Origin of the sequence: Plantactinospora sp. WMMC1484 (assembly GCF_049315195.1) — a bacterium.
GTDB lineage: Bacteria > Actinomycetota > Actinomycetes > Mycobacteriales > Micromonosporaceae > Plantactinospora.
Genome location: NZ_CP186055.1, coordinates 3,487,456 through 3,508,550 on the forward strand (window position 1 = coordinate 3,487,456; position 21,095 = coordinate 3,508,550).

The 21,095-nt window shown below is 71.8% G+C and carries 19 protein-coding genes; 9 read left to right on the forward strand and 10 right to left on the reverse strand.

Annotation, left to right across the window (positions count from 1 at the left end):
- Window positions 1–50 precede the first annotated feature (50 nt).
- Window positions 51–1,043 carry a hypothetical protein gene (locus tag ACN28C_RS15305; RefSeq protein WP_422774112.1) on the reverse strand — a complete coding sequence of 331 codons (993 nt, stop codon included), beginning with the start codon at window positions 1,041–1,043 and terminating at the stop codon, window positions 51–53.
- Between the two features lie 31 nt (window positions 1,044–1,074).
- On the opposite strand from ACN28C_RS15305, the gene ACN28C_RS15310 reads away from it, so the two are divergent.
- The 4 genes from ACN28C_RS15310 to ACN28C_RS15325 all read left to right on the forward strand — a co-directional run bounded on the left by ACN28C_RS15310 (window position 1,075) and on the right by ACN28C_RS15325 (window position 6,652).
- On the forward strand, window positions 1,075–1,299 hold the full coding sequence (locus ACN28C_RS15310; RefSeq protein ID WP_422774113.1) for a hypothetical protein: 225 nt from the start codon (window positions 1,075–1,077) through the stop codon (window positions 1,297–1,299).
- A gap of 80 nt (window positions 1,300–1,379) precedes the next feature.
- Entirely contained in the window at window positions 1,380–3,935 is a 2,556-nt protein-coding gene (locus ACN28C_RS15315) for an FtsK/SpoIIIE domain-containing protein (RefSeq protein WP_422774114.1), read from the forward strand.
- Window position 3,936: 1 nt separating this feature from the next.
- Window positions 3,937–5,058 (forward strand): hypothetical protein, encoded by a 1,122-nt coding sequence (locus ACN28C_RS15320; RefSeq protein WP_422774115.1) that lies wholly within the window; start codon window positions 3,937–3,939, stop codon window positions 5,056–5,058.
- An 88-nt stretch (window positions 5,059–5,146) separates the two neighbouring features.
- The gene (locus tag ACN28C_RS15325; RefSeq protein WP_422774116.1) at window positions 5,147–6,652 is read left to right on the forward strand and encodes a family 43 glycosylhydrolase; all 1,506 of its coding nucleotides are present in this window, start codon (window positions 5,147–5,149) and stop codon (window positions 6,650–6,652) included.
- Here ACN28C_RS15325 and ACN28C_RS15330 read toward each other — a convergent pair.
- Entirely contained in the window at window positions 6,639–7,250 is a 612-nt protein-coding gene (locus ACN28C_RS15330) for a hypothetical protein (RefSeq protein WP_422774117.1), read from the reverse strand. The two genes, ACN28C_RS15325 and ACN28C_RS15330, sit on opposite strands and share 14 nt — an antisense overlap.
- Complete coding sequence (locus ACN28C_RS15335) at window positions 7,247–8,152, reverse strand: hypothetical protein (RefSeq protein ID WP_422774118.1); 906 nt, start codon at window positions 8,150–8,152, stop codon at window positions 7,247–7,249. The genes ACN28C_RS15330 and ACN28C_RS15335 overlap by 4 nt, the downstream gene beginning before the upstream one ends.
- 270 nt (window positions 8,153–8,422) lie before the next feature.
- Between ACN28C_RS15335 and ACN28C_RS15340 the strand changes: the two genes are divergently transcribed.
- Window positions 8,423–8,641 (forward strand): winged helix-turn-helix domain-containing protein, encoded by a 219-nt coding sequence (locus ACN28C_RS15340; RefSeq protein ID WP_422774119.1) that lies wholly within the window; start codon window positions 8,423–8,425, stop codon window positions 8,639–8,641.
- Between the two features lie 4 nt (window positions 8,642–8,645).
- Here the strand turns inward: ACN28C_RS15340 and ACN28C_RS15345 are convergent, their stop codons facing one another.
- Genes ACN28C_RS15345 through ACN28C_RS15355 form a run of 3 tightly spaced genes read right to left on the reverse strand, consistent with a single transcriptional unit; the run spans window position 8,646 to window position 10,269 of the window.
- Window positions 8,646–9,359, reverse strand: coding sequence for a hypothetical protein (locus ACN28C_RS15345; RefSeq protein ID WP_422774120.1), 714 nt, complete (start codon window positions 9,357–9,359; stop codon window positions 8,646–8,648).
- On the reverse strand, window positions 9,356–9,994 hold the full coding sequence (locus tag ACN28C_RS15350) for a hypothetical protein (protein WP_422774121.1): 639 nt from the start codon (window positions 9,992–9,994) through the stop codon (window positions 9,356–9,358). Before ACN28C_RS15350 ends, ACN28C_RS15345 begins: the two co-directional genes overlap by 4 nt.
- A 14-nt stretch (window positions 9,995–10,008) precedes the next feature.
- The gene (locus ACN28C_RS15355; RefSeq protein WP_422774122.1) at window positions 10,009–10,269 is read right to left on the reverse strand and encodes a hypothetical protein; all 261 of its coding nucleotides are present in this window, start codon (window positions 10,267–10,269) and stop codon (window positions 10,009–10,011) included.
- Between the two features lie 927 nt (window positions 10,270–11,196).
- On the opposite strand from ACN28C_RS15355, the gene ACN28C_RS15360 reads away from it, so the two are divergent.
- A complete protein-coding gene (locus ACN28C_RS15360) occupies window positions 11,197–11,904 on the forward strand; it encodes an SDR family oxidoreductase (protein ID WP_422774123.1) in 708 nt (235 codons plus the stop codon).
- A gap of 19 nt (window positions 11,905–11,923) precedes the next feature.
- Here the strand turns inward: ACN28C_RS15360 and ACN28C_RS15365 are convergent, their stop codons facing one another.
- The 4 genes from ACN28C_RS15365 to ACN28C_RS15380 all read right to left on the reverse strand — a co-directional run bounded on the left by ACN28C_RS15365 (window position 11,924) and on the right by ACN28C_RS15380 (window position 17,711).
- Entirely contained in the window at window positions 11,924–12,583 is a 660-nt protein-coding gene (locus tag ACN28C_RS15365) for an SRPBCC family protein (RefSeq protein ID WP_422774124.1), read from the reverse strand.
- A 105-nt stretch (window positions 12,584–12,688) separates the two neighbouring features.
- Window positions 12,689–15,436, reverse strand: coding sequence for a glycoside hydrolase family 3 C-terminal domain-containing protein (locus ACN28C_RS15370; RefSeq protein WP_422774125.1), 2,748 nt, complete (start codon window positions 15,434–15,436; stop codon window positions 12,689–12,691).
- A 203-nt stretch (window positions 15,437–15,639) separates the two neighbouring features.
- Window positions 15,640–17,412, reverse strand: coding sequence for an amidase (locus tag ACN28C_RS15375; protein WP_422774126.1), 1,773 nt, complete (start codon window positions 17,410–17,412; stop codon window positions 15,640–15,642).
- Window positions 17,409–17,711 carry a hypothetical protein gene (locus tag ACN28C_RS15380; RefSeq protein WP_422774127.1) on the reverse strand — a complete coding sequence of 101 codons (303 nt, stop codon included), beginning with the start codon at window positions 17,709–17,711 and terminating at the stop codon, window positions 17,409–17,411. The genes ACN28C_RS15375 and ACN28C_RS15380 overlap by 4 nt, the downstream gene beginning before the upstream one ends.
- Before the next feature lie 384 nt (window positions 17,712–18,095).
- Here ACN28C_RS15380 and pyk point away from each other — a divergent pair, with 384 nt between their 5' ends.
- Genes pyk through ACN28C_RS15395 form a run of 3 tightly spaced genes read left to right on the forward strand, consistent with a single transcriptional unit; the run spans window position 18,096 to window position 21,011 of the window.
- Window positions 18,096–19,547 carry a pyruvate kinase gene (pyk, locus tag ACN28C_RS15385; RefSeq protein ID WP_422774128.1) on the forward strand — a complete coding sequence of 484 codons (1,452 nt, stop codon included), beginning with the start codon at window positions 18,096–18,098 and terminating at the stop codon, window positions 19,545–19,547.
- The gene (locus ACN28C_RS15390; protein WP_422774129.1) at window positions 19,544–20,458 is read left to right on the forward strand and encodes an acyl-CoA thioesterase; all 915 of its coding nucleotides are present in this window, start codon (window positions 19,544–19,546) and stop codon (window positions 20,456–20,458) included. The genes pyk and ACN28C_RS15390 overlap by 4 nt, the downstream gene beginning before the upstream one ends.
- A gap of 22 nt (window positions 20,459–20,480) precedes the next feature.
- A complete protein-coding gene (locus ACN28C_RS15395) occupies window positions 20,481–21,011 on the forward strand; it encodes an RrF2 family transcriptional regulator (protein WP_422774130.1) in 531 nt (176 codons plus the stop codon).
- Window positions 21,012–21,095 lie beyond the last annotated feature (84 nt).

The following is a 21,095-nucleotide window of genomic DNA, read 5'->3' on the forward strand; positions in this document are numbered from 1 at the left end:
TGGTCGCTATCACGACCCTCCGCTTCCAAGATCTGCGATCTTTGCGTAGTTTATTGGCGCCAGCCGGCGGATTGGAGGGCTTGGCGGACCTGGGTGATGACCTCGTGGGGGTGGTCGCGGACGAGCCAGGAGGGGAAGCGGAGAATGCGGTCGCCGGCTATCCACACCTCGTTCTGCCGCTTCATGTCCGCCCACTGCCGGCGTACGTCCAGATGCTGACCGCCGTCGATCTCCACGTGTACGCCCCACTGCTCGTAGTAGACGTCGAGATAGCGCACCCTGCCCGCCGAGTCGCGGCGCCGGTGCTGGCGGCTCGGCTCCGGGAGCCCCGCCCGGCGCGCCGCTCGCAGGTAGCGCAGCTCCGGCAGTGACTCCGACCCGCCCCGGGCGTCGTTCGCGGTGCTGAGGATGAGTGCGCGGCGCCGCAGCGTCGGGAGCCGGTGGACGACCTGGTGGACGTCGTCCGCGCCGACCAGCCGCTGCTGGAAGCCGGCCGCGATCAGCATCCGCGCCTCGTCGTCGCTGCGTGCCCAGGCGGCGGCGTCAACCAGTGATCTGGCGTTTGTGGTGTGCGGCGGCAACCCTCGCCCGTTCACGTCGTCTCCGCCCAACGTCTCGGTACGCCGGACGAGCACCCCGGCCGGCGGTGTGATGGTGCGCAGCCCTCCGGGCCGGAGGATGTGGATGCTGTCGCTGCGTACTCCCCGCAGGCCACACCTGATCGCCGCCGTCAGGCCGGCCAGCACCGAGCCCTTCCCACAGCCGAGCACGGCGATCCACAGGCGCTGTTCGGCGTCGACCGGGCCGTTGTGGGTGAGGTAGACGTTGCGGTGCACCTGTCGCCAGCGGCAGGTGCGTACCCGGTGCCGGAGCGCGGAGGCGCCGAGATGGTGCCGAGCCTGGGTTCCGGTGAGCACGTCCGCCTGCCGGAAGAGCAGCCAGGTCAACTCGTCGGCGTCGTCGGCGGGGATGGACCGCTCGGGCCGGCGCGGCGAGATCTCGGCGCGTCGAGGTGGGGGAGGAAGAGGGAAGGAACGGGACACGGCGGACGACCTTGGCCGTCGCCGACCGGTCGTGCTGCCGCCAATCCGTCAACACCGCCTTCCCGACACACAATCGACCGACGCGACCGACGCGACCGACGCGACCGACGCGACCGACGCGACCGACGCGACCGACGCGACCGACGCGACCGACGCGACCGACGCGACCGACGCGACCGACGCGACCGACGCGACCGACGCGACGACTGGACACGGTCGACTCCCGGCGGGCGCCGCTCGGTGGCTGGCACGCTGACGCGGGGGCGGGCTGGTACGTTCCGGTGCCGGCTTCGGTTAGTGTTCCGGTGACTACGCGTACCGACGCTTGGGGGCAGGGTGGGACTCGCAGCCACATTCGGGCGGGCGGTGGCCGCCCACCGGCAGGCCCGGGCACACCTGGACGCGGCCCGGCACGCGCTGGCCCAGCTCCGGCCGCCGGCCGACACGGGCGAGACCGCCGACATCGTGGCCCGGCTGCGCCGGGTCGGCGAGGCGGTCAGCCGCGAGCCGGAGCCGGCCCGGTTCTTCGCCGGCCCGCTGCCGATGCGGCTCGGCGTGGCGACCACGGTGGACGGGGACTTTCCGGCGGTGGTACCGCTGAGCGGCGGCACGCACCTGGCGATCGACGCCGACGCCCGGGACGGGCGGGTGGCGGCGCTGCTGCGTACCCTGGTCGTCCGGCTGCTCGCCGCCGCACCGCCCGGCGCGGTCCGGGTCTCCGCCCTGGACAGTGCGGCGCTCGGCGCGACCTTCCTGCCGTTGCGGGTGCTGATCGAGGCCGGGGCGATACCGCCGCCGGCCACCACCGAGGCGGAGATCTCCGCCGTGCTCGACGCCGCCGAGCGGCACGCCCGCGCCGCCCAGCAGGCCGCTTCCTCCGGTACGCCGGAACTCCTGCTCCTGGTCGCCGCCTCGCTGCCGCAGGGGCGGGAGCTGGGGCGGCTCGCCGCGCTCACCCACGCCGGCCCGACCGCCGGGGTCTGCGTGCTCGCCGCCGGATATCCGCCGCGCCATGCCGGGCCCACCCTGGCCCCGCTGGGCGGCACCACGCAGGTCCGGCTCGACCCGCAGGGGTACGCCTGGATCGGCGACCCGCCCGGCCACCCGTTCAGCTCCGACGGCTCCGGGCTGGCCGCCCCGGTACGCCTGGACGGCGAGCCCCCGGCCGGCGCGGTCGCGGCGCTGGCCGACCGGCTCGGCGAGATCTACCGGCGGGAGTCGACGCTGGAGTTCACCGACCTGCTGCCGGCCCGCCCCTGGGCGGAGTCCTCCGGCAACGGGCTGCGCGCGGTGATCGGCCGCGCCGGCCGGGAGCCGGTGATCTGCGCCTTCGACGACCAGACCCCGCACTGGCTGGTCGGCGGCCGGACCGGTGCCGGCAAGACCGTCTTCCTGCTCGACGTCCTCTACGGACTCGCCGCCCGCTACTCGCCGGACGAACTCTCCCTCTATCTGCTCGACTTCAAGGAGGGGGTCAGCTTCACCGAGTTCGTGCCGACCGGCCGCGACCCGTCGTGGATCCCGCACGCCCGCGCGGTCGGCATCGAGTCCGACCGGGAGTACGGCGTCGCCGTCCTCCGCGAGCTGCGTCGCGAGCTGAACCGGCGGGCTTCGGCGCTGAAGCGGCACGGCGTGACGAAGCTGGCCGACCTGCCCCGGGACGGTGCCCGGCCGCTGCCCCGGATCGTGGCGGTGATCGACGAGTTCCACGTGCTCTTCGCCGGCAACGACGCGGTGGCCAGGGAGGCGGTGGCGCTGCTGGAGGAACTGGCCCGCAAGGGCCGGTCCTACGGGATCCACCTGGTGCTGGCCAGCCAGAGCATGACCGGGATAGAGGCGCTCTACGGAAAGACCGACTCGATCTTCGGGCAGTTCCCGCTCCGGGTGGCCCTGCCTGGCGGCGGCGGAGTGCTGGACCACCTCAACGACGCCGCCGGGGCGCTGCCGATCGGCTCGGCGATCATCAACCCGGCCGCCGGGCTCGCCGCCGCCAACACCGTGGTCCGGTTCCCGGACGCGCACGCCAGCGCCGCCGAGGTGGCACAGTTGCGGCACGAGCTGTGGCAGGCCCGCAGGCCGGGCTCGCGGCCACCGGCGGTCTTCAAGGGGTACGAGTCGGCGCACGTCGAGGACGACCCGACCTACCGGGGGCTGGTCCCGGGTGGACGGCGACCGTTGGCGCTGGTCGGCCGTACCGTCGACGTGGATCTGACCTCGGCGATGTTCGCGCTGGACGCGACCCCCGGCCGGCATCTGGCGGTGGTCGGCACCTCGCCGGTCGGGGCGAGCGTGCTGCACGCCGCGACCGTCAGCCTGGCCCGGCAGCACGCTCCGGGCAGCGCCCGCTTCCTGGTCGCCCCGCTGGTCGCGGTCGCCGACGAGATCGCCGAGACGACGATCGCCGAGCTGACCGGGGGCGGGCATCCGGTGGACCGGCTCGACGCGGCCGGGCTCCGCGAGGAGCTGCGCAAGCTGGCCGCCCAGCCGGCCGACGGGCCGCCCGCCGCCCGGACCTTCCTGGTCGGGTACGGCATGGACGGTGCCAGCGGCGTCCTCGGGGTTCGCGACGAGCAGTTCAAGTCCGGCCTGGACGACCTGCAGGCGATGCTCCGGCAGGGCCCGGCCTACGGGGTGCACCTGCTCGGCTGGTGGCGCGGGCTGCGTCGCCTCTCCGACGATATCGGCGGTTCGGGCAACCGCGACGACGTCGCCTGTCTGGTCGCGTTGAACGTGCCCGGCGGGGAGCTGGGGATGTATCTCGGGGTGAACGACCTCGCCTACACCCCGAGGCCGAACCGGGCCCTGCTGGTGGACCGGCACGACCAGCGGGTGCGATTGATCGTGCCGTTCGTCCGGGCCGGTCACGAGCACGACGACGAGGAGGGGAGCTGAGGTGGCGAGCTTCGCCGAGTACGCGGCCCTGGCCCGGCACCTGCACGAGCTCCGGCGCAGTGGTGAACGCAGCGCCGCCCAGCTCGCCGAGGCGCGCGGCAGCACGGCCGCCGCCGCCGACCGGCTCGACCAGCGGCTCGGTGTGCAGCAGCAGCGGTTGACGGCGCTCGGCCAGATGATCGGCAGGTCGATCCCGCCGCCCGCCCCGCAGCCTGGCCCGCCCATGCCTTCGCCGCCTCCGCCGTCCTGGCCGTCACCGCCTCCGGTGGGCGGTTATCCGCCGCCCGGGGCACCCGGTCAGCCCAGCGTCCCGGCCCAGTACGCCGGACCGGACCACCCCGAACCACTCGGCCCGCCGCCTCCGAGCTCGCCGCCTCCGAGCTCGCCGACATCTCCGCCGAGCCCGCCGTCTCCGCCGAGCGGATCCGACGCACCCGGTCCGCAGCGGCACGTCTACCGGCCGTCCGGATTCGGCACCCCTGCGGGTGGCGGAGAGCAGGGGAGCGGGGTCGAGCCGGTGAGCGGCGCGGCGGCGTACCCGGAACTGCCGGCCGGTCCGGCGCGGCGCGCGCTGCCCGCGACCCCGGCCTCCGGCGCGGGCGCCGGTGCGGTCCCCGGCCCGCGGCTTCCCTTCGACGTGGCGGCGGCCGGCGCCGGTCCGGTCTCCGGTGCCGGTGCGGCCGCCGGGGTGCCACCGGCCCGGCCGGTGGACCCGGTGCGGGAGCTGGAGTTGGCCCGGCAGTCGGCCGACGGTGCCGACGTGATGATCGTGCAGACGGAGACGATGGCGCAGCAGGCGCCGCTCTTCCCGTCGATGTCGTCGCTGGCGCGGGCGACGACGGTCTACCTGATCTGCGCCGGGGTGCTCACGGTGATCATCTGGATCGTGCTCACCGTCGCCGAGGTGACCCGAAACAAGGGCTTCGACGCCGGTACCCTCGCGGTCTTCTCGTGGAGCTGTGCCGGGTTGCCGACGATGGCGTTCTTCGTGGGCTATCTCGTGCTCAGCGTCTGGGGCAAGCCGAGGATGATCGTCGGTCGCCCCGCCCGGTACGCCCGGCTCGGGTTTCTGATCTGCTTCCTCGCCGCCCCGGTCGCCTTTCTCGGCTACTACCTGGTCTGACGGTCCCGGTTCGCGTCACCCGGCTACCGTCAGCACGAATCGACACTTGACGACACGGAGCGGAAACAGAAAACATTATTAAATGTGGATGTCTGGAGGGACCCTCGGTAAAGCCGCCGCCGTCACCGCTGCCGTCGCCGTCGTGGGTGTGCTCGCCGCCGCCGCGCCGGCAGTTCCGGCCTCGGCCGCGCTGCCCGACTACACCACCGCCGAGGCGGGCAACCCGATCGTCGCCGGGTGGTACGCCGACCCCGACGTGGCGATCTACGGCAACCGCTTCTACGTCTTCCCGACCTCCTCCCGCCCGTACGCGGAACAGACCTATCTGGACGCCTTCTCCTCGACCGACCTGATCACCTGGACCCGGCACCCGAACGTCCTCACCACCGCCAACGTGAGCTGGGCGCGGTACGCCGTCTGGGCGCCCGCCCCGATCGCCCGCAACGGCAGGTACTACCTGTACTTCGCGGCCAACGACATCCAGAGCAACAGCGCGCTCGGCGGCATCGGGGTGGCGGTCGCCGACCGGCCGGAGGGACCCTACACCGACGCGATCGGGCGGCCGCTGATCGCACAGTTCGTCAACGGTGCCCAGCCGATCGACCAGGACGTCTTCATCGACGACGACGGGCAGGCGTACATCTACTACGGCGGCTGGGGGCACGCCAACGTCGCCAAGCTGAACCCCGACATGACCAGCCTGGGCACCTTCGCCGACGGCACGACCTACCAGGAGATCACTCCGAGCGGGTACGTCGAGGGCTCCCAGATGTTCAAGCGGAACGGTAAGTATTACCTGATGTGGTCGGAGGGCGGTTGGACCGGGCCGAACTACTCGGTGGCGTACGCGATGGCCGACTCGCCCACCGGCCCGTTCACCCGCCTCGACAAGGTGCTGGCCCAGGATCCGGCGGTGGCGCGGGGCGCCGGGCACAACTCGGTGCTGAACATCCCCGGCACCGACACCTGGTACATCTTCTACCACCGTCGGCCGCTCTCGCAGACCGACGGCAACGCGCGGCAGGTCGCGTACGACAGAATGAACTTCAACGCCGACGGCACGATCCAGCGGGTCACGATGCTCGTGAAGGACAACTTCGCCGACGGCAACGCGCTCGGCTGGCAGACGTACGGCGGGGCCTGGTCGGTAAGCGGCGGCCAGTACCGGACGACCGCCTCCTACGGCGGCAAGTCACTGCTCGACGACAACCACGCGAACGCGACCTACGACCTCGACGTCACGGTCACCTCGGGGAGCGGCGACGCCGGGCTGGTGTTCCGGGCCTCCAGCGTGGCGACCGGCACCGACGCCTACCGCGGCTACTACGCCGGGATCACCCCGGCCGGGCGGGTGATCCTCGGCCGGGCCGACAACAACTGGACGCCGCTCGGCTCGGCGCCGCTGCCGGTCGCCACCGGCCAGCGGTACCACCTGCGCGTGGTGGCCAACGGCTCCTCGATCAGGGTGTATGTCGACGACCTGACCACACCGAGGATCTCGGTCACCGACACCGCGTTCGCGTCCGGCAGGTCGGGCGTACGCGTCTACAACGCGGCCGCCGCCTTCGACAACGTCGCCGTCAGCAACCAGTAGGGGCGGGGCCGGGAGCGGCCGAGCCGCCCTCGGCTGCCTCCTCGGTTGCGGGGTCGCCCGCGTCGCTGTCCGCCACACCTCCCTCGGCATCGGGAGTCCCCTCGGCGTCGGCTCCAGCGGTTCCCTCGGCTCCAACGGTTCCCTCGGCGTCGGCGGTTTCCTCGGCTCCAGCGGTTCCCTCGGCTTCGGCGAGGAAGCGGTCCAGCTCGGCGCGGGACAGGCCCTCGTCGTCGAGCAGGCCGATGAGCAGCAGCGTCTGCGCGGTGTACGTCCTGGCGAGCAGCGGGTCGGGGGTCGGCTCGCCGGCCAGGGTCGCCCAGAGCAGCGACTCGGCCAGCCTCGGGTCCAGGTCGTAGCCGGTATGGTCGTAGCGCTCCCGCACGCTCGCCACGAACCGGATCACCGGCGCCCGATCCTGCCCGCCCGGCCGGAACCGCCGCCCGACGGCGAGCCGGAACGCGGTCTCGACCAGCAGGCCGTAGCGTCGCCAGTCCGGCTCGTCGAACCGGTCGATCCGGTGCTGATAGTCGCGCGGCCGGCCGCTGGCAAGATCCCGCAGCGGGGCGGTGTAGCGGCTCGGGGCGGTGTGGCGGCTCACCACAGGTCGCTCCGCAGGTCGGCGCGTTCCCGGTCGATCTGACGTTGCCGGCGTGCGCGGGCCAGGAAGCCCCGCCAGCCGCTCCACGGGTGCACGGTCAGCAGCACCGCCCCGGCCGTCCGCGCCCCGGCCGCGATCGCCGGCCCGTGCAGCGGCACGGTTGCCGGCCGCCGGATCAGCTGGCTGGTGGTGCCGGCGAGCGCGGCGGCGTACCGGTCGAGGGCGCGGGCGCCGATCGCCAGCCGGGCGGTGACCAGGTCGAGCCGGGCGGCGGCGGTGCGCCACCGGTCGGCCGCGACCCGGGCCGGCGGGTCGACACTGGTCCGGCGCAGCCGGTCCTCGGCGGCGGCGAGCTGCCGCCGGACCCGCCCGGCCGCGACACCGGCCCGCTCGGCGTCCGCGCGGGCCAGCGCCAAGCCGTCGACGACGTCCCGGACGCTCGCCGGAGTGCTGCCGGGCAGCGTCCGCGCCTCGGCGATGCCACCGTGCACGAGGTGCAGGGCCGACCAGGCGTCGGTGAGCGCGTCCTCCCAGCGGGCGAGTCCGGCGGAGGGGAGTGGGTGCCCGACCCCGGCGACGTGCTGGTCGGCCCGGTCGAGCGCGGACTCGACGGCCAGGCAGGCGGCCCGCAGCTCGTCACTTGGCACGGGTGCGCGCACGTCTCCGGTCATCATCGGGAGCTGGCGGTGCCCGTAGTGGTGCGGGCGTTGGTTGACGGTCCGCTGGGTGTGGTGCGCCAGGGTCCGGCGCGCGGCCAGCAGGGTCGCGCAGGGGCCGGGCCGCCCGCACCCGAGACAGACCCCGGTGTACGCGCAGACGGCGTGCCCGAGCACCGCCCGCCGCGCCTCGTCCATCCGGGTACGCGCGAAGGTGGCGTACCCGGTCTGCGAGAGGGCGGTCATCGGGTGGTCCGGGGGTGTGGTGGTGCGGGGTCCATTGGTGCCTCCCGTCTGGATGGGGATGGCCGGCGGGTGTGCCTGGGCAGGTGGGGGCACCCGGCCGACCGGGAGAGCGGGCCGGCCGGGCTCTGTGCGGGACAACCAGCCCCAAGGGTGCTGACCAGGGAGCCGATCAGTTCGGAGCCTAGGATAACAAGCTATCGCAGTCAAGCTATCACTTGCGATAACAGGTGACGAGTGATCAAATGGTGGTGCTGACCAGGGAGTACCACCATGCCACCGAGCCCGAAGTGGGTCGAACTCGCCGGACGCATCCGTAGCCAGATCGAGTCGGGTGAGCTGTCGCCAGGAGACAAACTGCCTTCAACATCGCAGCTCTGCGAGATTTACGGCGTCTCCTCGATCGTCGTGCGGAACGCCATGCTCACTCTGAAGGCCGAAGGGCTGGTGGTAGGGGTCCCAGGCGTCGGGGTCTACGTTGCCGAGAAGTAAGGGCTCAGATGGCTGAGCGGTACTCGCGTAGCCTCTCGGCAGCCTGGCGGAGCAGATTGACCGAATCCTGAACATGATGTCGAGCGGTGGTCAGGCGGTCGTGTGTGTGCCTGACGACCTCGGGTCGGCCGCCAGCGAGGGTTGCCGATAACCTGTTGTGACTGGCCCATACGTCTACGCCAAGCTGTTGGGCCTGCTTGGCAGCTTGTTCGAGCTGATCGATCGCCTTTTCCAGCCCGGAAATCACCTGGCTCGCAACGCTGCTTGAATCGGCCCGACTCCTGACGATTTTGCGGTGCGGCACCCGAGTGGCACGCCGAAACGCCCCTACAGTGAAGGGCTTGGAAGGCGGCTTCGGCGGGTCGTTGCGAGGCTTTGCCGGAACTTTGTCGCCGCCCTCGTCTGTGGTGGTCGCCTCGGCTGCTGCCGAGGGCTTCCGTTGGGCGCGAGTTTCTCGCAGGTAATCAAGACGCGCGACTATGTAAGCCTTGCCTTGGGACCCGAGCAGACCGCCCAGGATGGCGCCGCCGGTCGTCGCGACAGCAGGCGAGATCGGTAACCCCAGCCGGGTGGCGGCTACCCCCAGCATCATGCCGATCCCCGCGCTGCCCCACTCGACAAGCTTGCCGAGCCCTTCCTTGGCGCTCTCGTACTTCAGGCGCCGAGCGAACGGTCGCTCCTTCTTCTGTTCCCGTCGTTGCTTGCGGCCGTATCTCATACCGCGACGACGGGATCGAGAAAGGCGCAACTGGTTGCGATCATCATCGGTAGGTTGAGAGCCACGTCGCGGGCCACCTCGCCGGGAGTGAGATTCAGGACGTCCTCCCCGGCCGACGCCTCCTCCGACTCGTCCGCATAGTACACGCATGCCTCCCAGAGGTTGGGATGCAAGTATGCGTAAGACCACTGGGTGTAGACCTGGATGGGCACAGCGACTTTGGGGTTGCCCTGATGACCGATGCGGTGAAGGTGGGGTTCCTCGGGTGTCGAGCCGAGTCCTTCGCCAAGTGGCAGGAGCTTGTGTCGCCGGAAGACCTCCTGGACGTCGCCCTCCGGATCGTACTCCAGGAGTAGGCCGCGGCTGATCAGATTTTCCACGATCTCGACGGCCCTCGGTTCTGGCCTAGGAGCGTTCTCCAGCATACGGATCAATGACTTGCGGTTGACGGCAAGTTTGGAGTGCTGGTCGGCGTCAATGAAGGCTGCTGCCCAGACGGCAGTCTCATCCTCAGTGAACTCGACGAGATCGTCGCCGAGGTGGATTTCATAGCACTCGGGCCGTGGGTCCGGAGGGCGGACGTACCGATAGCGAGGTCCCATCGAGAGCCCGACAGGCACGATTACGCGTGGCATGTGGACCTCTCGGCTCAGAAGGTGGCAGCGTAGTTGCGCGTGGTCTCGACGGCGCCTTGAGTTAGGGTCGCGGCCTCGGCCAGGCGTTGCTTGGCCTGTTCGAGCCGGGTCAGTGCATCCGCGACGGCTGCATGGCTGGTGCCGCTCGTGATCGTGCGGAGCATAGACGATGTCTGCTCCAGTGAACTGGTCAGAGCGCGGATCTGTCCAATCTGTTTGCCAGCTTCGTCGCCAAATCTGGCCACTCCAACCTTGACTTCTTCCACAGACGCCATCGCCGTAATCGCCCCCAGTGCCCCACTCGGTACCAGCGCTGACCGTACCGGACCTGCCACCAAGAGTCAGCCCTCGATGACGGGTTCTGTCGATGTTAGTTGATCTAGGAACCGCCGGTGGCGCTGCTTCCAGCGTGGGGTTCCCAGGCGAACTTCCTGACTTTATCGGGCATAAGGGATGGGCTATCGATCGCAATAAGGACCTCCTGGCTATGCTTGCGCAGGTCGTGAACCGCTGCACCCGGTCTCCGGACCGGGCGAGGATCGCAACGTCCGCTGCCAGGCGATGATGCCGAGCCGGTCGGCGAGCTGCACCCGGTCTCCGGACCGGGCGAGGATCGCAACCTGAAGCAGGTCACTAACCTTCACGGCCGTGGGTGGGGCTGCACCCGGTCTCCGGACCGGGCGAGGATCGCAACCTGAAGCAGGTCACTAACCTTCACGGCCGTGGGTGGGGCTGCACCCGGTCTCCGGACCGGGCGAGGATCGCAACCACAGAATCGCTGGGCTCCAGCGTTATCCCGCGGCCAGCTGCGCCCGACCACCGCGTCGGGCGAGGATCGCAACTGGCTCGCCCTGAACTGGAGGTTGCCGGCGGTCGAGCTGCTGCGCCCGACCACCGCGTCGGGCGAGGATCGCAACACGACCTCCGCCACACGCACGCGGCGATCCTCCTCGCGCTGCGCCCGACCACCGCGTCGGGCGAGGATCGCAACTCGGCCAACGACGTAGCCAGTCGGCAATAGCGCTCGGCAGGCTGCGCCCGACCACCGCGTCGGGCGAGGATCGCGACGGGTGGTCAACGCAGCGGATCAGCGCCTCGTAGCCGGGCTGCGTCCGGCCACCACATCGGGCGAGGTTGGTAACCCGTGCGGATCGTCACGGCACGGTTGACCTGAAGTGTGGTTGAGAAGGTGTACTGGCCCGATGATCTTCGACGGGCTGCGGGTCGTCGTCACCGGTGCCGGTCGGGACACCGGCCGTACCCTGGCACTGGCGTTCGCCGCGCGCGGCGCACACGTCACGGTCTCGGCCCGGGATCCGGCGGCGGCCGCCCGGACCGCCGAGACGATCGGCGCCGGCACCGCCGAGGCGTTCGCCTGCGACCTGGCCGACCCCGATTCGGTACGCGGCTTCGCGGCGGCGCTCGCCACCCGGACCGACCGGATCGACGTCCTGGTCAACAACGGTGCCGCCTACCTGCCCGGCACCGGACTGGACGACGCCTCCGACGAGGACATCGTGAACACCATCGCCGGTGCGGCGACCGGCACGATCCTGCTGACCCGGCACCTGCTACCGCTGCTCCGCGCCTCGGACCGGCCCGACATCGTCAACCTCGTCTCCGCCTGCGGCGAGGTCGGCCACCACCGCTCCGAGGCGCATCCGGCGTACTACGCGGCCAAGCACGCCCAGGCCGGCTTCGCCGGCATCCTGTCGCACCGGCTGCGCGCCGAGGGGATCCGGATCATCTCGCTCTACCCACCGGACTTCGTCCAGGACGACGGGCCGCGCGGGTCCGGCGCGCCGCTCACCGCGCGGTCGGTCGTGGAGTGCGTGCTGTTCGCGGTCGGACAGCCCCGGGACTGCTTCATCCGGGAGTTCCACTTCGAACAGGTACGGCCCGGACCGTAGATCCTTCTGCCGGCCCGGCTCAGGGTGCGTTCGGGCCGGCCGGCAGGTCCGGGGCGTAGAACCGGGTGGTGTTGGCGACCATCGCCGCGACCGGGTCCGGGTGCTCGCCGCCGGCCACCGCCGCCGCACCCCACGCGTTGCTGCTCAGCGTCATGAACTCCCGGGCCTCCCGGGACTCGCCCCAGGCGTTCGGGTCGTCGATCGCGTCACCGCCCAGATGGAGGCCCAGGCCGAGCAGCGACAGGTCCCAGCCGACGCCGACCGCGCCCGGACCGTACTCGGTCCACCGCTCCGGGTCGATGACGGCGACGTGTTCGAGCTCGAGGGTGGCCCGTTCGTCGCCGTCGCCGTGCAGCCGCACCTCGACCTCGCTGAACCCACCCTCGACGGGCTCGCCGAAGATCCAGGTCAGCCTGAAACTGCGGGGCGGCTCGCAGCGGATGATCTCGCCTCCCGCGTTTCCCTCGACCTGGTAGCGACCGCCGAGTTTCAACTCTCCGCTGACCGGCGCGAACCATCGGGGCAGCCGCTCGGGGTTGGTGACCGCGTCCCAGAGGTCGTCCACGGAGGTGTCGTAGGTCCGGCGCAGCAGCACGGTCCGCGCCTCGCCAGCCGGTGTCTCCGCCCGGCCCACCCTCCGGTGGATGGCGTTGATCTCGTCGACGATGTCCACCGTCACTCCCTCATGTTGACCTCTCGCCGTGGTCGGAAGGGAGAGTATCAGGAGTAACTTATATAAGCCAGTGATGCCTCTGCTGTGTCGCCGCGTACCGTCGGTGCCGCCCTACCGCACTCCGACGGCGAACTCGGTGGACCGGCGGACGCCCCGATAGTCGACCGTCGCGGTGATCGTGGCGACTCCGGTGGCTACCGCCCGGATCGCACCCGACCGGCCCACCGACACCACCTGCGGGCGGTTGCTGCGGTACCGCACTGTCGCGCCGGGCGGCAGCGGCGTGCCGGCACCCTCGGCGCGGTGGCCGTACCGGGTGTCGTCGGTCAGCGCGATCGTCAGCCTCGGGGCGAGCACGGTGCCGGGGGAGACCAGCGTCGGCGCGGTGGCGGTGACGACCGACAGCGCCGGGCGCAGGGCACCCCGGACGGTCACCCCGGCGCGCAGCCGGGGGTCGGCGTCCGCGCTGGAGCTGCCGACCTGGAAGGCGTACGCCCCGGAGTCGACGACGTAGCGGCCGGCACGCTCGTCGAAGAAGGCGAGGTCGGCCACGCGTACGACGAACTCCACCCGCCGGGTCTGCCCCGGGCGCAGCGAGATCTTCTCGAAGCCGGCCAGCCGCCGGTCCGGGCGTTCCAGGGCGGCCGGTGCCTCCGGCGTGGCGACGTAGAGCTGGACCACCTCGGCGCCCGCCACCCGACCGGTGTTGGTCACGTCGACACCGACCCGGACCGTGCCGTTCGCCTCCACAGCCCTCCGGTCCACCCGCAGCCGCGAGTAGCCGAACCCGCTGTAGCCGAGGCCGTGGCCGAACGGATACGACACCTCCCCGTCGAAGTACATGTACGTCCGGCCGGGGTGCCCGGCACCGTCCCGGATCCGGTAGTCGTCGATCGGCGGGAGCTGGCTCGCGTCCCGGTACCAGGTGAACGGCAGGTGCCCGCTCGGGTTGCGCGCCCCGAGCAGCACGTCGGCGAGCGCCTCGCCCTTGCGCTGCCCGTTGTACGAGCTCCACAGGATCGCCGGCACCGCAGCCTCGAAACCGCCGACGTCGACCTGCCCGGCCGTCTCCAGGTAGACGACGGTGTTCGGGTTGCGGGCCGCCACCTGGCTGATCAGGGACGCCTGCGCGCCGGGCAGCGCCAGGGTGGCCCGGTCGACGTCCTCCCGGGAGTGCCGGTCGTCGGTGCCGGCGTACACGATCACCGCGTCGTAGCCGGCGGCGGCCGCCACGGCAGCCGGATCCACCTCGGCCAGGCTGCCGGGGGTGACCCCGGCCAGGTGGTCGACGACCGCGCCGGGGTTGATCCGCTGGATCGCCGCCCTCAGCCCCTGGTATCCGTTGACCTCGTTGGCCTGCCCGGCGCTCGCCTGGATGCTGGAGTATCCGCCGAGATACATGCTGGGCGGGTTGGCGTAGTGGCCGATCACCGCGACCCGGTACGCCCCGCTGGCCGGGACCCGCAGCGGCAGCAGCGCGGCACGATCGGCACCACCGGCCCCACCACCGGCCCCACTGCCGGCCTTGGCCGCCGGTGCGGGCCGGTTCTTCAGCAGCACGATGCTCTCGGCGCCGACCTCACGGGCCGTCCGGAGCCGCTCCGCCGTCTGCGTGACGGCCCCGTTGGCGTCGGAGTTCGTCCAGCTGCCGGGTGCGACCCGGGAGCGGGCCGCGGTCACCCACGGTACGTCCTCGGGCGGGTCGAACTCGCCGAGCCGGATCCGGGTGGTCAGCAGCCGCACCAGCGAGGCGTCCACGTGCTCCTCGGTGTAGCGGCCGTACGGGGTGTCGATGCCCCGTGCGATGGCCGCCGGGATGGTGTTCGCGTAGCTCCACTCGTCGTGGTAGCCCTGCTGGCAGTTGAGGTCCTCGCCGGCCGCGTTGGCCCAGGCGTGCCGTTCGATGTGGTCCAGCGGCGCCGGGTGGCCCGGTGGCTGCCAGCGGTGGCCGTGCTGGATCTCCCGGATCGAGTCGCAGTCGGAGGTGAAGAAGCCGTCGAAGCCGAACGTCTGCCGGGCCAGCTCCTCCATCAGATAGCCGCTGGCCGAGGTCGGCACCCCGTTGACCCGGTTGTACGAGGTCATGATGGACGCCGGTGAGCTGCGCCCGACGATCTCCCGGAACTGCGCGGTGTAGTACTCGCGCAGCGTCCGGTCGTCCATGTCGGCGCTGCCGCGCAGCCGGTCGAACTCGCTGTTGTTCGCGGCGTAGTGCTTGAGCGTGGTGCTGGTCTTCAGGTAGCCACGGCTTTCCGGCAGCATCCGGCCGGTCCGGTCCTTGCCCTCCATCCCGTTCACGAACTGGGCGGCGAGCGCGGCGGTGAGCAGCGGGTCCTCGCTGAACGCCTCGTCGTTGCGGCCCCAGCGCGGATCCCGGGCGAGGTTGACGGTGGGGGAGTAGAAGTTCAGGTCGAGCCGGTTGTCCCGGACCACCTCCCGGGCCTCGTCCGAGATCAGCGTCGCCTCCCGGTGGACGAGTTCCGGGTTCCAGGTGGCGCCGAGCGACAGGTCGACGGGATAGGAGGTGGTGTTGACCAGGATCGGTGGGTTGGCGTTGTGCAGGGTGCCCTCCCGGGCGACGCCGTGCGCGGCCTCGTTCCACCAGCCATAGGCTTCGATGCCGAGCCGGGGCAGCGCCGCCGACTGGCTGCTGACCATCTGGGCGGCCTTCTCCGCCAGCGTCATCCGGGAGACCAGGTCGACGGCGCGCTCCTGCGCCGAGTAGGACCGGTCCAGATAGATCGCGGCACCGTCGCCGCTGGTCCCGGTGGTGGTCGCCGCCTCCGGCTCCGTCGCACATCCGCTGCCACCGACGAGTACGACGGCCACCGCCGTCGCCGTCCAGGTGCGTGCTCGCATCCCGCCGTCCCTCCGCCGCTGCCAGGTACCCGGGGCGAAGGTAGGACGCATATCGATGAACGTCAAGGTGTTATGCGGCTCGCCGAGTCGTCATGGGCTAGCCACCCTGCGTCAGCGGGCCCTCGGTTGGCGAAGCCGAGGACCCGCCTGGCGTCCGCGTACCCGGCTCGGGCCGCCTACTGGGTGTACCTGGGTCGGGCCGCCTACTGGGTCAGTTCGGCCACCTGCTCGGCGGTGAGTCGGCCCCGGGACTCGTCCGGTGCCGGTGCCGCCAGCGTGCCGCGGGCGGCCTGGGCGCCCGCCGCCGGTGCCGGTGGGTCGGCCGGCCGGCGCCAGTGCCAGTCGGTGATTTCCTGGTACGCCGCCACCACCGAGAGCAGCCGCTCCTCCCCGTACGGCAGGCCGCCGAGGATGGTGCCGATCGGCACACCGGCCGGGGTGAAGCCGATCGGGAAGGCGATCTCCGGCAGGCCGAGGATGTCGAACGGCACCGGCCCGGTCTGCACCACCACGTCACAGTCGTCGAAGATCCCGTCCAGCACCCGCTCCAGCAGGAGCAGCTTGGCCCGCTGGCCGGTCAGGAACTCGTTGGCGCCGAGCAGCGCCCCCTGCAACCAGCTCGTCACCGACACCCCGAAGCCGCGCAGGTCGGTCCGGAGATAGGGCATGAACGGCTCGCTGCGCTCCGGCAGCCGGACGTTGTTGAAGCTGCCGCCGGTCAGCAGGCTCCACTCGGCAGGCAGCGCCACGTCGACAAGGGTCGCGCCGGAGACCGTCGCAAGTTCGGCCAGGAACGCCTGCCGGGCCAGCGCGGTCGCCGACGTGCCGTCGGCGTAGCCGGGCAGGACGCCGATCCGGGTACGCCAGCGCAGCCTGACCCGCCGCCCGGCGTACACCGGGGTGGCCGCCTCGATCAGCCTGGGGACCGGCGGCAGGCCCTGGCTGCGCGGATCCGCCGGGTCCTCGCCGGCCATCGCGGTGAGCATGATCGCGGCGTCCCGGGCGTCCCTGGCCAGCGGGCCGGGGTGGTCCCGGGTGTAGGTGAGCGGGATGATGCCGGTCAGCGGGACGCGGCCCATGGTCGGCTTGAGCCCGGTCAGGTTCTGGGCGTTCGACGGAGCGGTGATGGAGCCGCCGGTCTGGGTGCCGGTGCCCGAGGTGGCCAGCCGGCCGGCGACCGCGGTGGCGGTGCCGGTCGACGACCCGCCGGGGTCGGTCCCGGGGTTGGTCGGCGTCCAGGCGTTCACGGTGGTGACCACCCCGGCCGGGGTGGTGGCCCGGGTGGTGGCCAGCGGCCCCATCTGGGTCTTGCCGAGCACGATCGCCCCGGCAGCCTTGAGCCGGGCGACCGAGGTCGCGTCGTACGGCGGCACGAAGTCCTGGAAGAGGTGGGAGTTGGCCGTGGTCGGCACTCCGGCGGTGTAGTAGTTGTCCTTGATCGCCAGGGGGATGCCGTGCAGGGCGCCGGAGTGCGGTCGCCGGGCGGCGGCGCGGGCGGCGGCCAGTGCGGCGTCCGCGAGCACCAGGTTGAACGCCTGGTACACCCCCTCGTACGCCCCGATCCGGGCCAGGTACGCCTCGACCAGTTCCTCCGGGGCGAGCCGGCGGGCCCGGATCAGCCAGGCCGCCTCGGCGATGGTCAGCTCGGTCGGGTCGGCCAGCGCCTCGGGCCGGGGCCGGCGGTAGGCCTCCGGCCGGTCCAGGGCGGGGTTCGGCCGGCCGGAGCCGCCGTGTCCGGAGCCGGAGCCGTGCCCGACGCCGTGTCCGGGAAAGAAGGCGGGTGTCTGCCCGGCGACGGCCGGCCCGGGAAGGGCGGCGGCGCCACCGGCCGCGCCGACCGCACCGACGGTGGCCAGCGCGGCGGCACGGGCCAGGAACGCGCGGCGGTCGACGGCCCGGTCCTGGGGCGTGACGGCGGCGGATGTCGGGGCCCCGGTGCCGGTGGGCAGCGGGGAGGGGGAGTGGGAACCCATCATCGCCGCCATTCCGTGCTGATCGAGGGATAGAGCATCGGGGCAGCCTGCTGGGAGAGTGCCCGGGCCAGCGCCGGGTCGGTGCCGGCGGCGGGGGTCGGCAGCTGGTACGCCGCGAGGTCGGCCACGGTGCTCCGGACGAAGGAGCGCAGCGAGGCGAGCACGGAGTCCCGCCCGGGGGATCCCGTCTCCGGGTCGGCGGCGGTGCCGGGTGGCAACTGGTCGAGGTCGATGCCCAGGCTGGCGAGCCGGGCGCGGATCATGGTGTCGAGTTCGGCGTCGGTGGGCGGACTGGGTGCCATGGCGCTCCTCGCGACGTTCCGGTCGGTTGTCGATCGGTCGGTTGTCGACTCGGTCAGTTGTTGATCAACGACATCGAGCCCTGACTGTCGACCCGGCCGATATCGTGGCGATAACAGCAAGATCACGTCGAGGTGAACTGACCACCGGCGGCGTAGACTTCTGCTCGGGTGCCGCAGGCCGCCCACGCACCGACCCCGGACCATCCCCGGCCGGGAGCACGTGGCTGGCGCGGCGGGAGTAGGCTCGGCGCCGCGCGGTCGCTGACGCCCGCCCGCAACGTCCCGGTGTGACGACCCGCCGGTCACCATCCAGCCCCGTGACGTTGGCCAACTGTTCGGTGTCCCGAGGGTCCGGCGGGCCGATCCGAGAGAGAGACTAGCCTGATGGCCGTGACACGCCGCGCAAAGATCGTCTGCACGCTTGGTCCCGCGACCTCCTCACCGGAGCGCATCCGCGGACTCGTCGAGGCGGGCATGGACGTAGCCCGGCTCAACTTCAGCCACGGCAGCCATGCCGACCACGAGCAGGTCTACCACCTGGTCCGGGAGGCCGCCCGGACGACCGGTCGCGCCGTCGCGGTCCTCGCCGACCTGCAGGGGCCGAAGATCCGGCTCGGCCGATTTGCCGACGGGCCGCACGAGTGGCGTACCGGCGACTCGGTCGTGATCACCGGCGATGCCATCCTCGGCACCCGCGAGCGGGTCTCCTGCACCTACGACAAGCTGCCGTACGAGGTGCGGCCGGGTGACCGGCTGCTGATCGACGACGGTCGGGTCGCGGTCGAGGTCAGCGAGGTGCAGGGCAACGACATCCGGGTGCTGGTCACCGAGGGTGGCGCGGTCTCCAACAACAAGGGCGTGTCGCTGCCGAACGTCGCGGTCAGCGTGCCGGCGATGTCGGACAAGGACACCGAGGACCTGCGCTTCGCGCTCGGGCTCGGCGTCGACATGGTGGCGATGTCGTTCGTCCGCTCGCCCGAGGACATCAAGCTGGCGCACCACATCATGCACGAGGTCGGGGTGCACCGGCCGGTGACGGCGAAGGTGGAGAAGCCGGAGGCGGTGACCCACCTGGAGGAGATCGTCAACGCCTTCGACGGGATCATGGTGGCCCGCGGCGACCTCGGCGTCGAGCTGCCGCTCGACCAGGTGCCGCTGGTGCAGAAGCGGGCCGTGCAGCTCTGCCGGGAGAACGCCAAACCCGTCATCGTCGCCACCCAGATGCTCGACTCGATGATCGAAAACTCCCGGCCGACCCGCGCCGAGGCGTCCGACGTCGCCAACGCGGTGCTCGACGGCGCGGACGCGGTGATGCTCTCCGGTGAGACCAGCGTCGGTAAGTACCCGGTGCTCACCGTCAGCACCATGGCCAAGATCGTCACGACCACCGAGTCCGGGTCGATCGCCGTACCCCGGCTCCAGCACGACCCGCGTACCCATGGCGGGGCGCTGACCGTCGCCGCCTCCCAGATCGCCAAGGCGATCGGCGCGAAGGCGCTTGTCGCGTTCTCCCAGACCGGCGACACCGTGCGGCGGCTCTCCCGGCTGCACTGCGACCTGCCGCTGCTCGCCTTCACCCCGGTGCCCGAGGTCCGCGACCAGCTCGCCCTCTCCTGGGGTGTGCAGACCTTCCTGATGCCGTTCGTGCAGCACACCGACGACATGTTCCGGCAGGTCGACCAGGCACTGATCGGGCTCAGCCACGCCAACCCGGGCGACTACGTGGTGATCGTGGCCGGCACCCCGTCCGGCACCCCCGGCTCCACCAACACCCTGCGGGTGCACCAGCTCGGCTCGCTGGTCGACCCGACGGCGGTGGCCCGGACCGCACAGTGAGTTCCGGAGAGCCCGACGAGCAGCCCGGCGCGTCGAGCGAGGCGATCGTCGGGCAGGCGGCGGTCGACCAGCTGCTGGACGTGCTCGACCTGCTCCAGCTCGACGAGATGACCTTCCGGGGGGTGAGCCCGCCGGTCGGTCCGCAACGGGTCTACGGCGGCCAGGTCGCCGGCCAGGCCCTGGTCGCCGCCGGCCGGACGGTCGACCCGTCCCGGTTCGTGCACTCCCTGCACGGCTACTTCGTCCGGGCCGGCGACCCGGCCGAGCCGATCGAATACCAGGTGGAGAACGTCCGGGACGGCCGCTCGTTCTCGGTACGCCGCTCGGTCGCGCTCCAGCACGACAAGCCGATCTTCTTCATGTCGGCCTCCTTCCACCGCCAGGAGGAGGGGCTCGACCACCAGGCGCCGGCACCGGTGAACGTACCGCTGCCGGAGACGCTGCCGACCATGACCGACCGGCTGGCCCGCTATCCCGAGCGGCTGGGCATCTGGGCGATGATCCCGCGCCCGATCGACGTCCGGTACGTCGGCGAGCCCGGCTGGGTCCGCCCGGGCGACCGGCCCGCCGACCCGCACCAGCGGGTCTGGATGCGCATCGACGGCAAGCTGCCGGACGACCCGCTGCTGCACGCCTGCGCGCTCACCTTCGCCTCCGACCTGACCCTGCTCGACTCGGTGCTCTCGGTGCACGGCGAGGTGTGGGGACCGGGCGGCGTGGTGGGAGCCAGCTTGGACCACGCGCTCTGGTTCCACCGCCCGTTCCGGGCCGACGACTGGTTCCTCTACGACTGCTGGAGCCCGTCCGCCTCCGGCGGGCGCGGCCTGGCCACCGGCCGGATGTTCACCGTCGACGGCCGGCAGATCGCCAGCGCCGTGCAGGAAGGGCTGCTCCGCCGGATCGGTGCCTGACCGTGCCGGTAACCTGTACGACATGCGACTCTCCGCCCGCGTCGACTACGCGCTGCGGGCCGTTGCCGAGATAGCCGCACGGGCGGAGCAGAGCGGCGGCCCGGAGCCGGGTCCGTCGGCCGGCGGTCGTACCCACCCCACCGGGTCCGGTCCGGCCGGGCGGCGTCCGGCACCGCTGACCGCCGAGCAGATCGCCCGGGCCCAGCACATCCCGCCGAAGTTCCTGGAGAGCATCCTGCTGCAACTGCGCCGGAGCGGCATCGTGCACGCCCAGCGCGGCCCCGAGGGCGGCTACTGGCTGGCCCGCCCGGCGGCGGAGATCTCGCTTGCCGAGGTGATCCGGGTGATCGACGGCCCGCTGGCCAACATCCGGGGTCAGCGTCCGGAGGAGATCGGCTACTCCGGCGCGGCGCGGGCACTCCAGGAGGTCTGGATCGCGCTGCGGGCCAGCGAGCGGGAGATCCTCGAACTGGTCACCTTTGCCGACGTGGCAAACGGCAAGCTGCCGGACCGGGTCCAGGACCTGGTCGCCAATCCCGCCGCCTGGACCTGACACCGGTCCCGCGATGAGCGTCCCGTGCAGCCCCTCCTTCGTCGCCGGACCGTCGCGCCGTCGACCGCGCCGGACCGTCGCGCC

Bases quoted from the DNA above. Each gene is read 5' to 3' on its own strand.
- ACN28C_RS15325 (WP_422774116.1), top strand. From the start codon at position 5,147: ATGTCTGGAGGGACCCTCGGTAAAGCCGCCGCCGTCACCGCTGCCGTC.
- ACN28C_RS15335 (WP_422774118.1), bottom strand. From the start codon at position 8,152: ATGACCGCCCTCTCGCAGACCGGGTACGCCACCTTCGCGCGTACCCGG.
- ACN28C_RS15340 (WP_422774119.1), top strand. From the start codon at position 8,423: ATGCCACCGAGCCCGAAGTGGGTCGAACTCGCCGGACGCATCCGTAGC.
- ACN28C_RS15345 (WP_422774120.1), bottom strand. From the start codon at position 9,359: ATGAGATACGGCCGCAAGCAACGACGGGAACAGAAGAAGGAGCGACCG.
- ACN28C_RS15350 (WP_422774121.1), bottom strand. From the start codon at position 9,994: ATGCCACGCGTAATCGTGCCTGTCGGGCTCTCGATGGGACCTCGCTAT.
- ACN28C_RS15355 (WP_422774122.1), bottom strand. From the start codon at position 10,269: ATGGCGTCTGTGGAAGAAGTCAAGGTTGGAGTGGCCAGATTTGGCGAC.
- ACN28C_RS15360 (WP_422774123.1), top strand. From the start codon at position 11,197: ATGATCTTCGACGGGCTGCGGGTCGTCGTCACCGGTGCCGGTCGGGAC.
- ACN28C_RS15370 (WP_422774125.1), bottom strand. From the start codon at position 15,436: ATGCGAGCACGCACCTGGACGGCGACGGCGGTGGCCGTCGTACTCGTC.
- ACN28C_RS15375 (WP_422774126.1), bottom strand. From the start codon at position 17,412: ATGATGGGTTCCCACTCCCCCTCCCCGCTGCCCACCGGCACCGGGGCC.
- ACN28C_RS15380 (WP_422774127.1), bottom strand. From the start codon at position 17,711: ATGGCACCCAGTCCGCCCACCGACGCCGAACTCGACACCATGATCCGC.
- pyk (WP_422774128.1), top strand. From the start codon at position 18,096: ATGGCCGTGACACGCCGCGCAAAGATCGTCTGCACGCTTGGTCCCGCG.
- ACN28C_RS15395 (WP_422774130.1), top strand. From the start codon at position 20,481: ATGCGACTCTCCGCCCGCGTCGACTACGCGCTGCGGGCCGTTGCCGAG.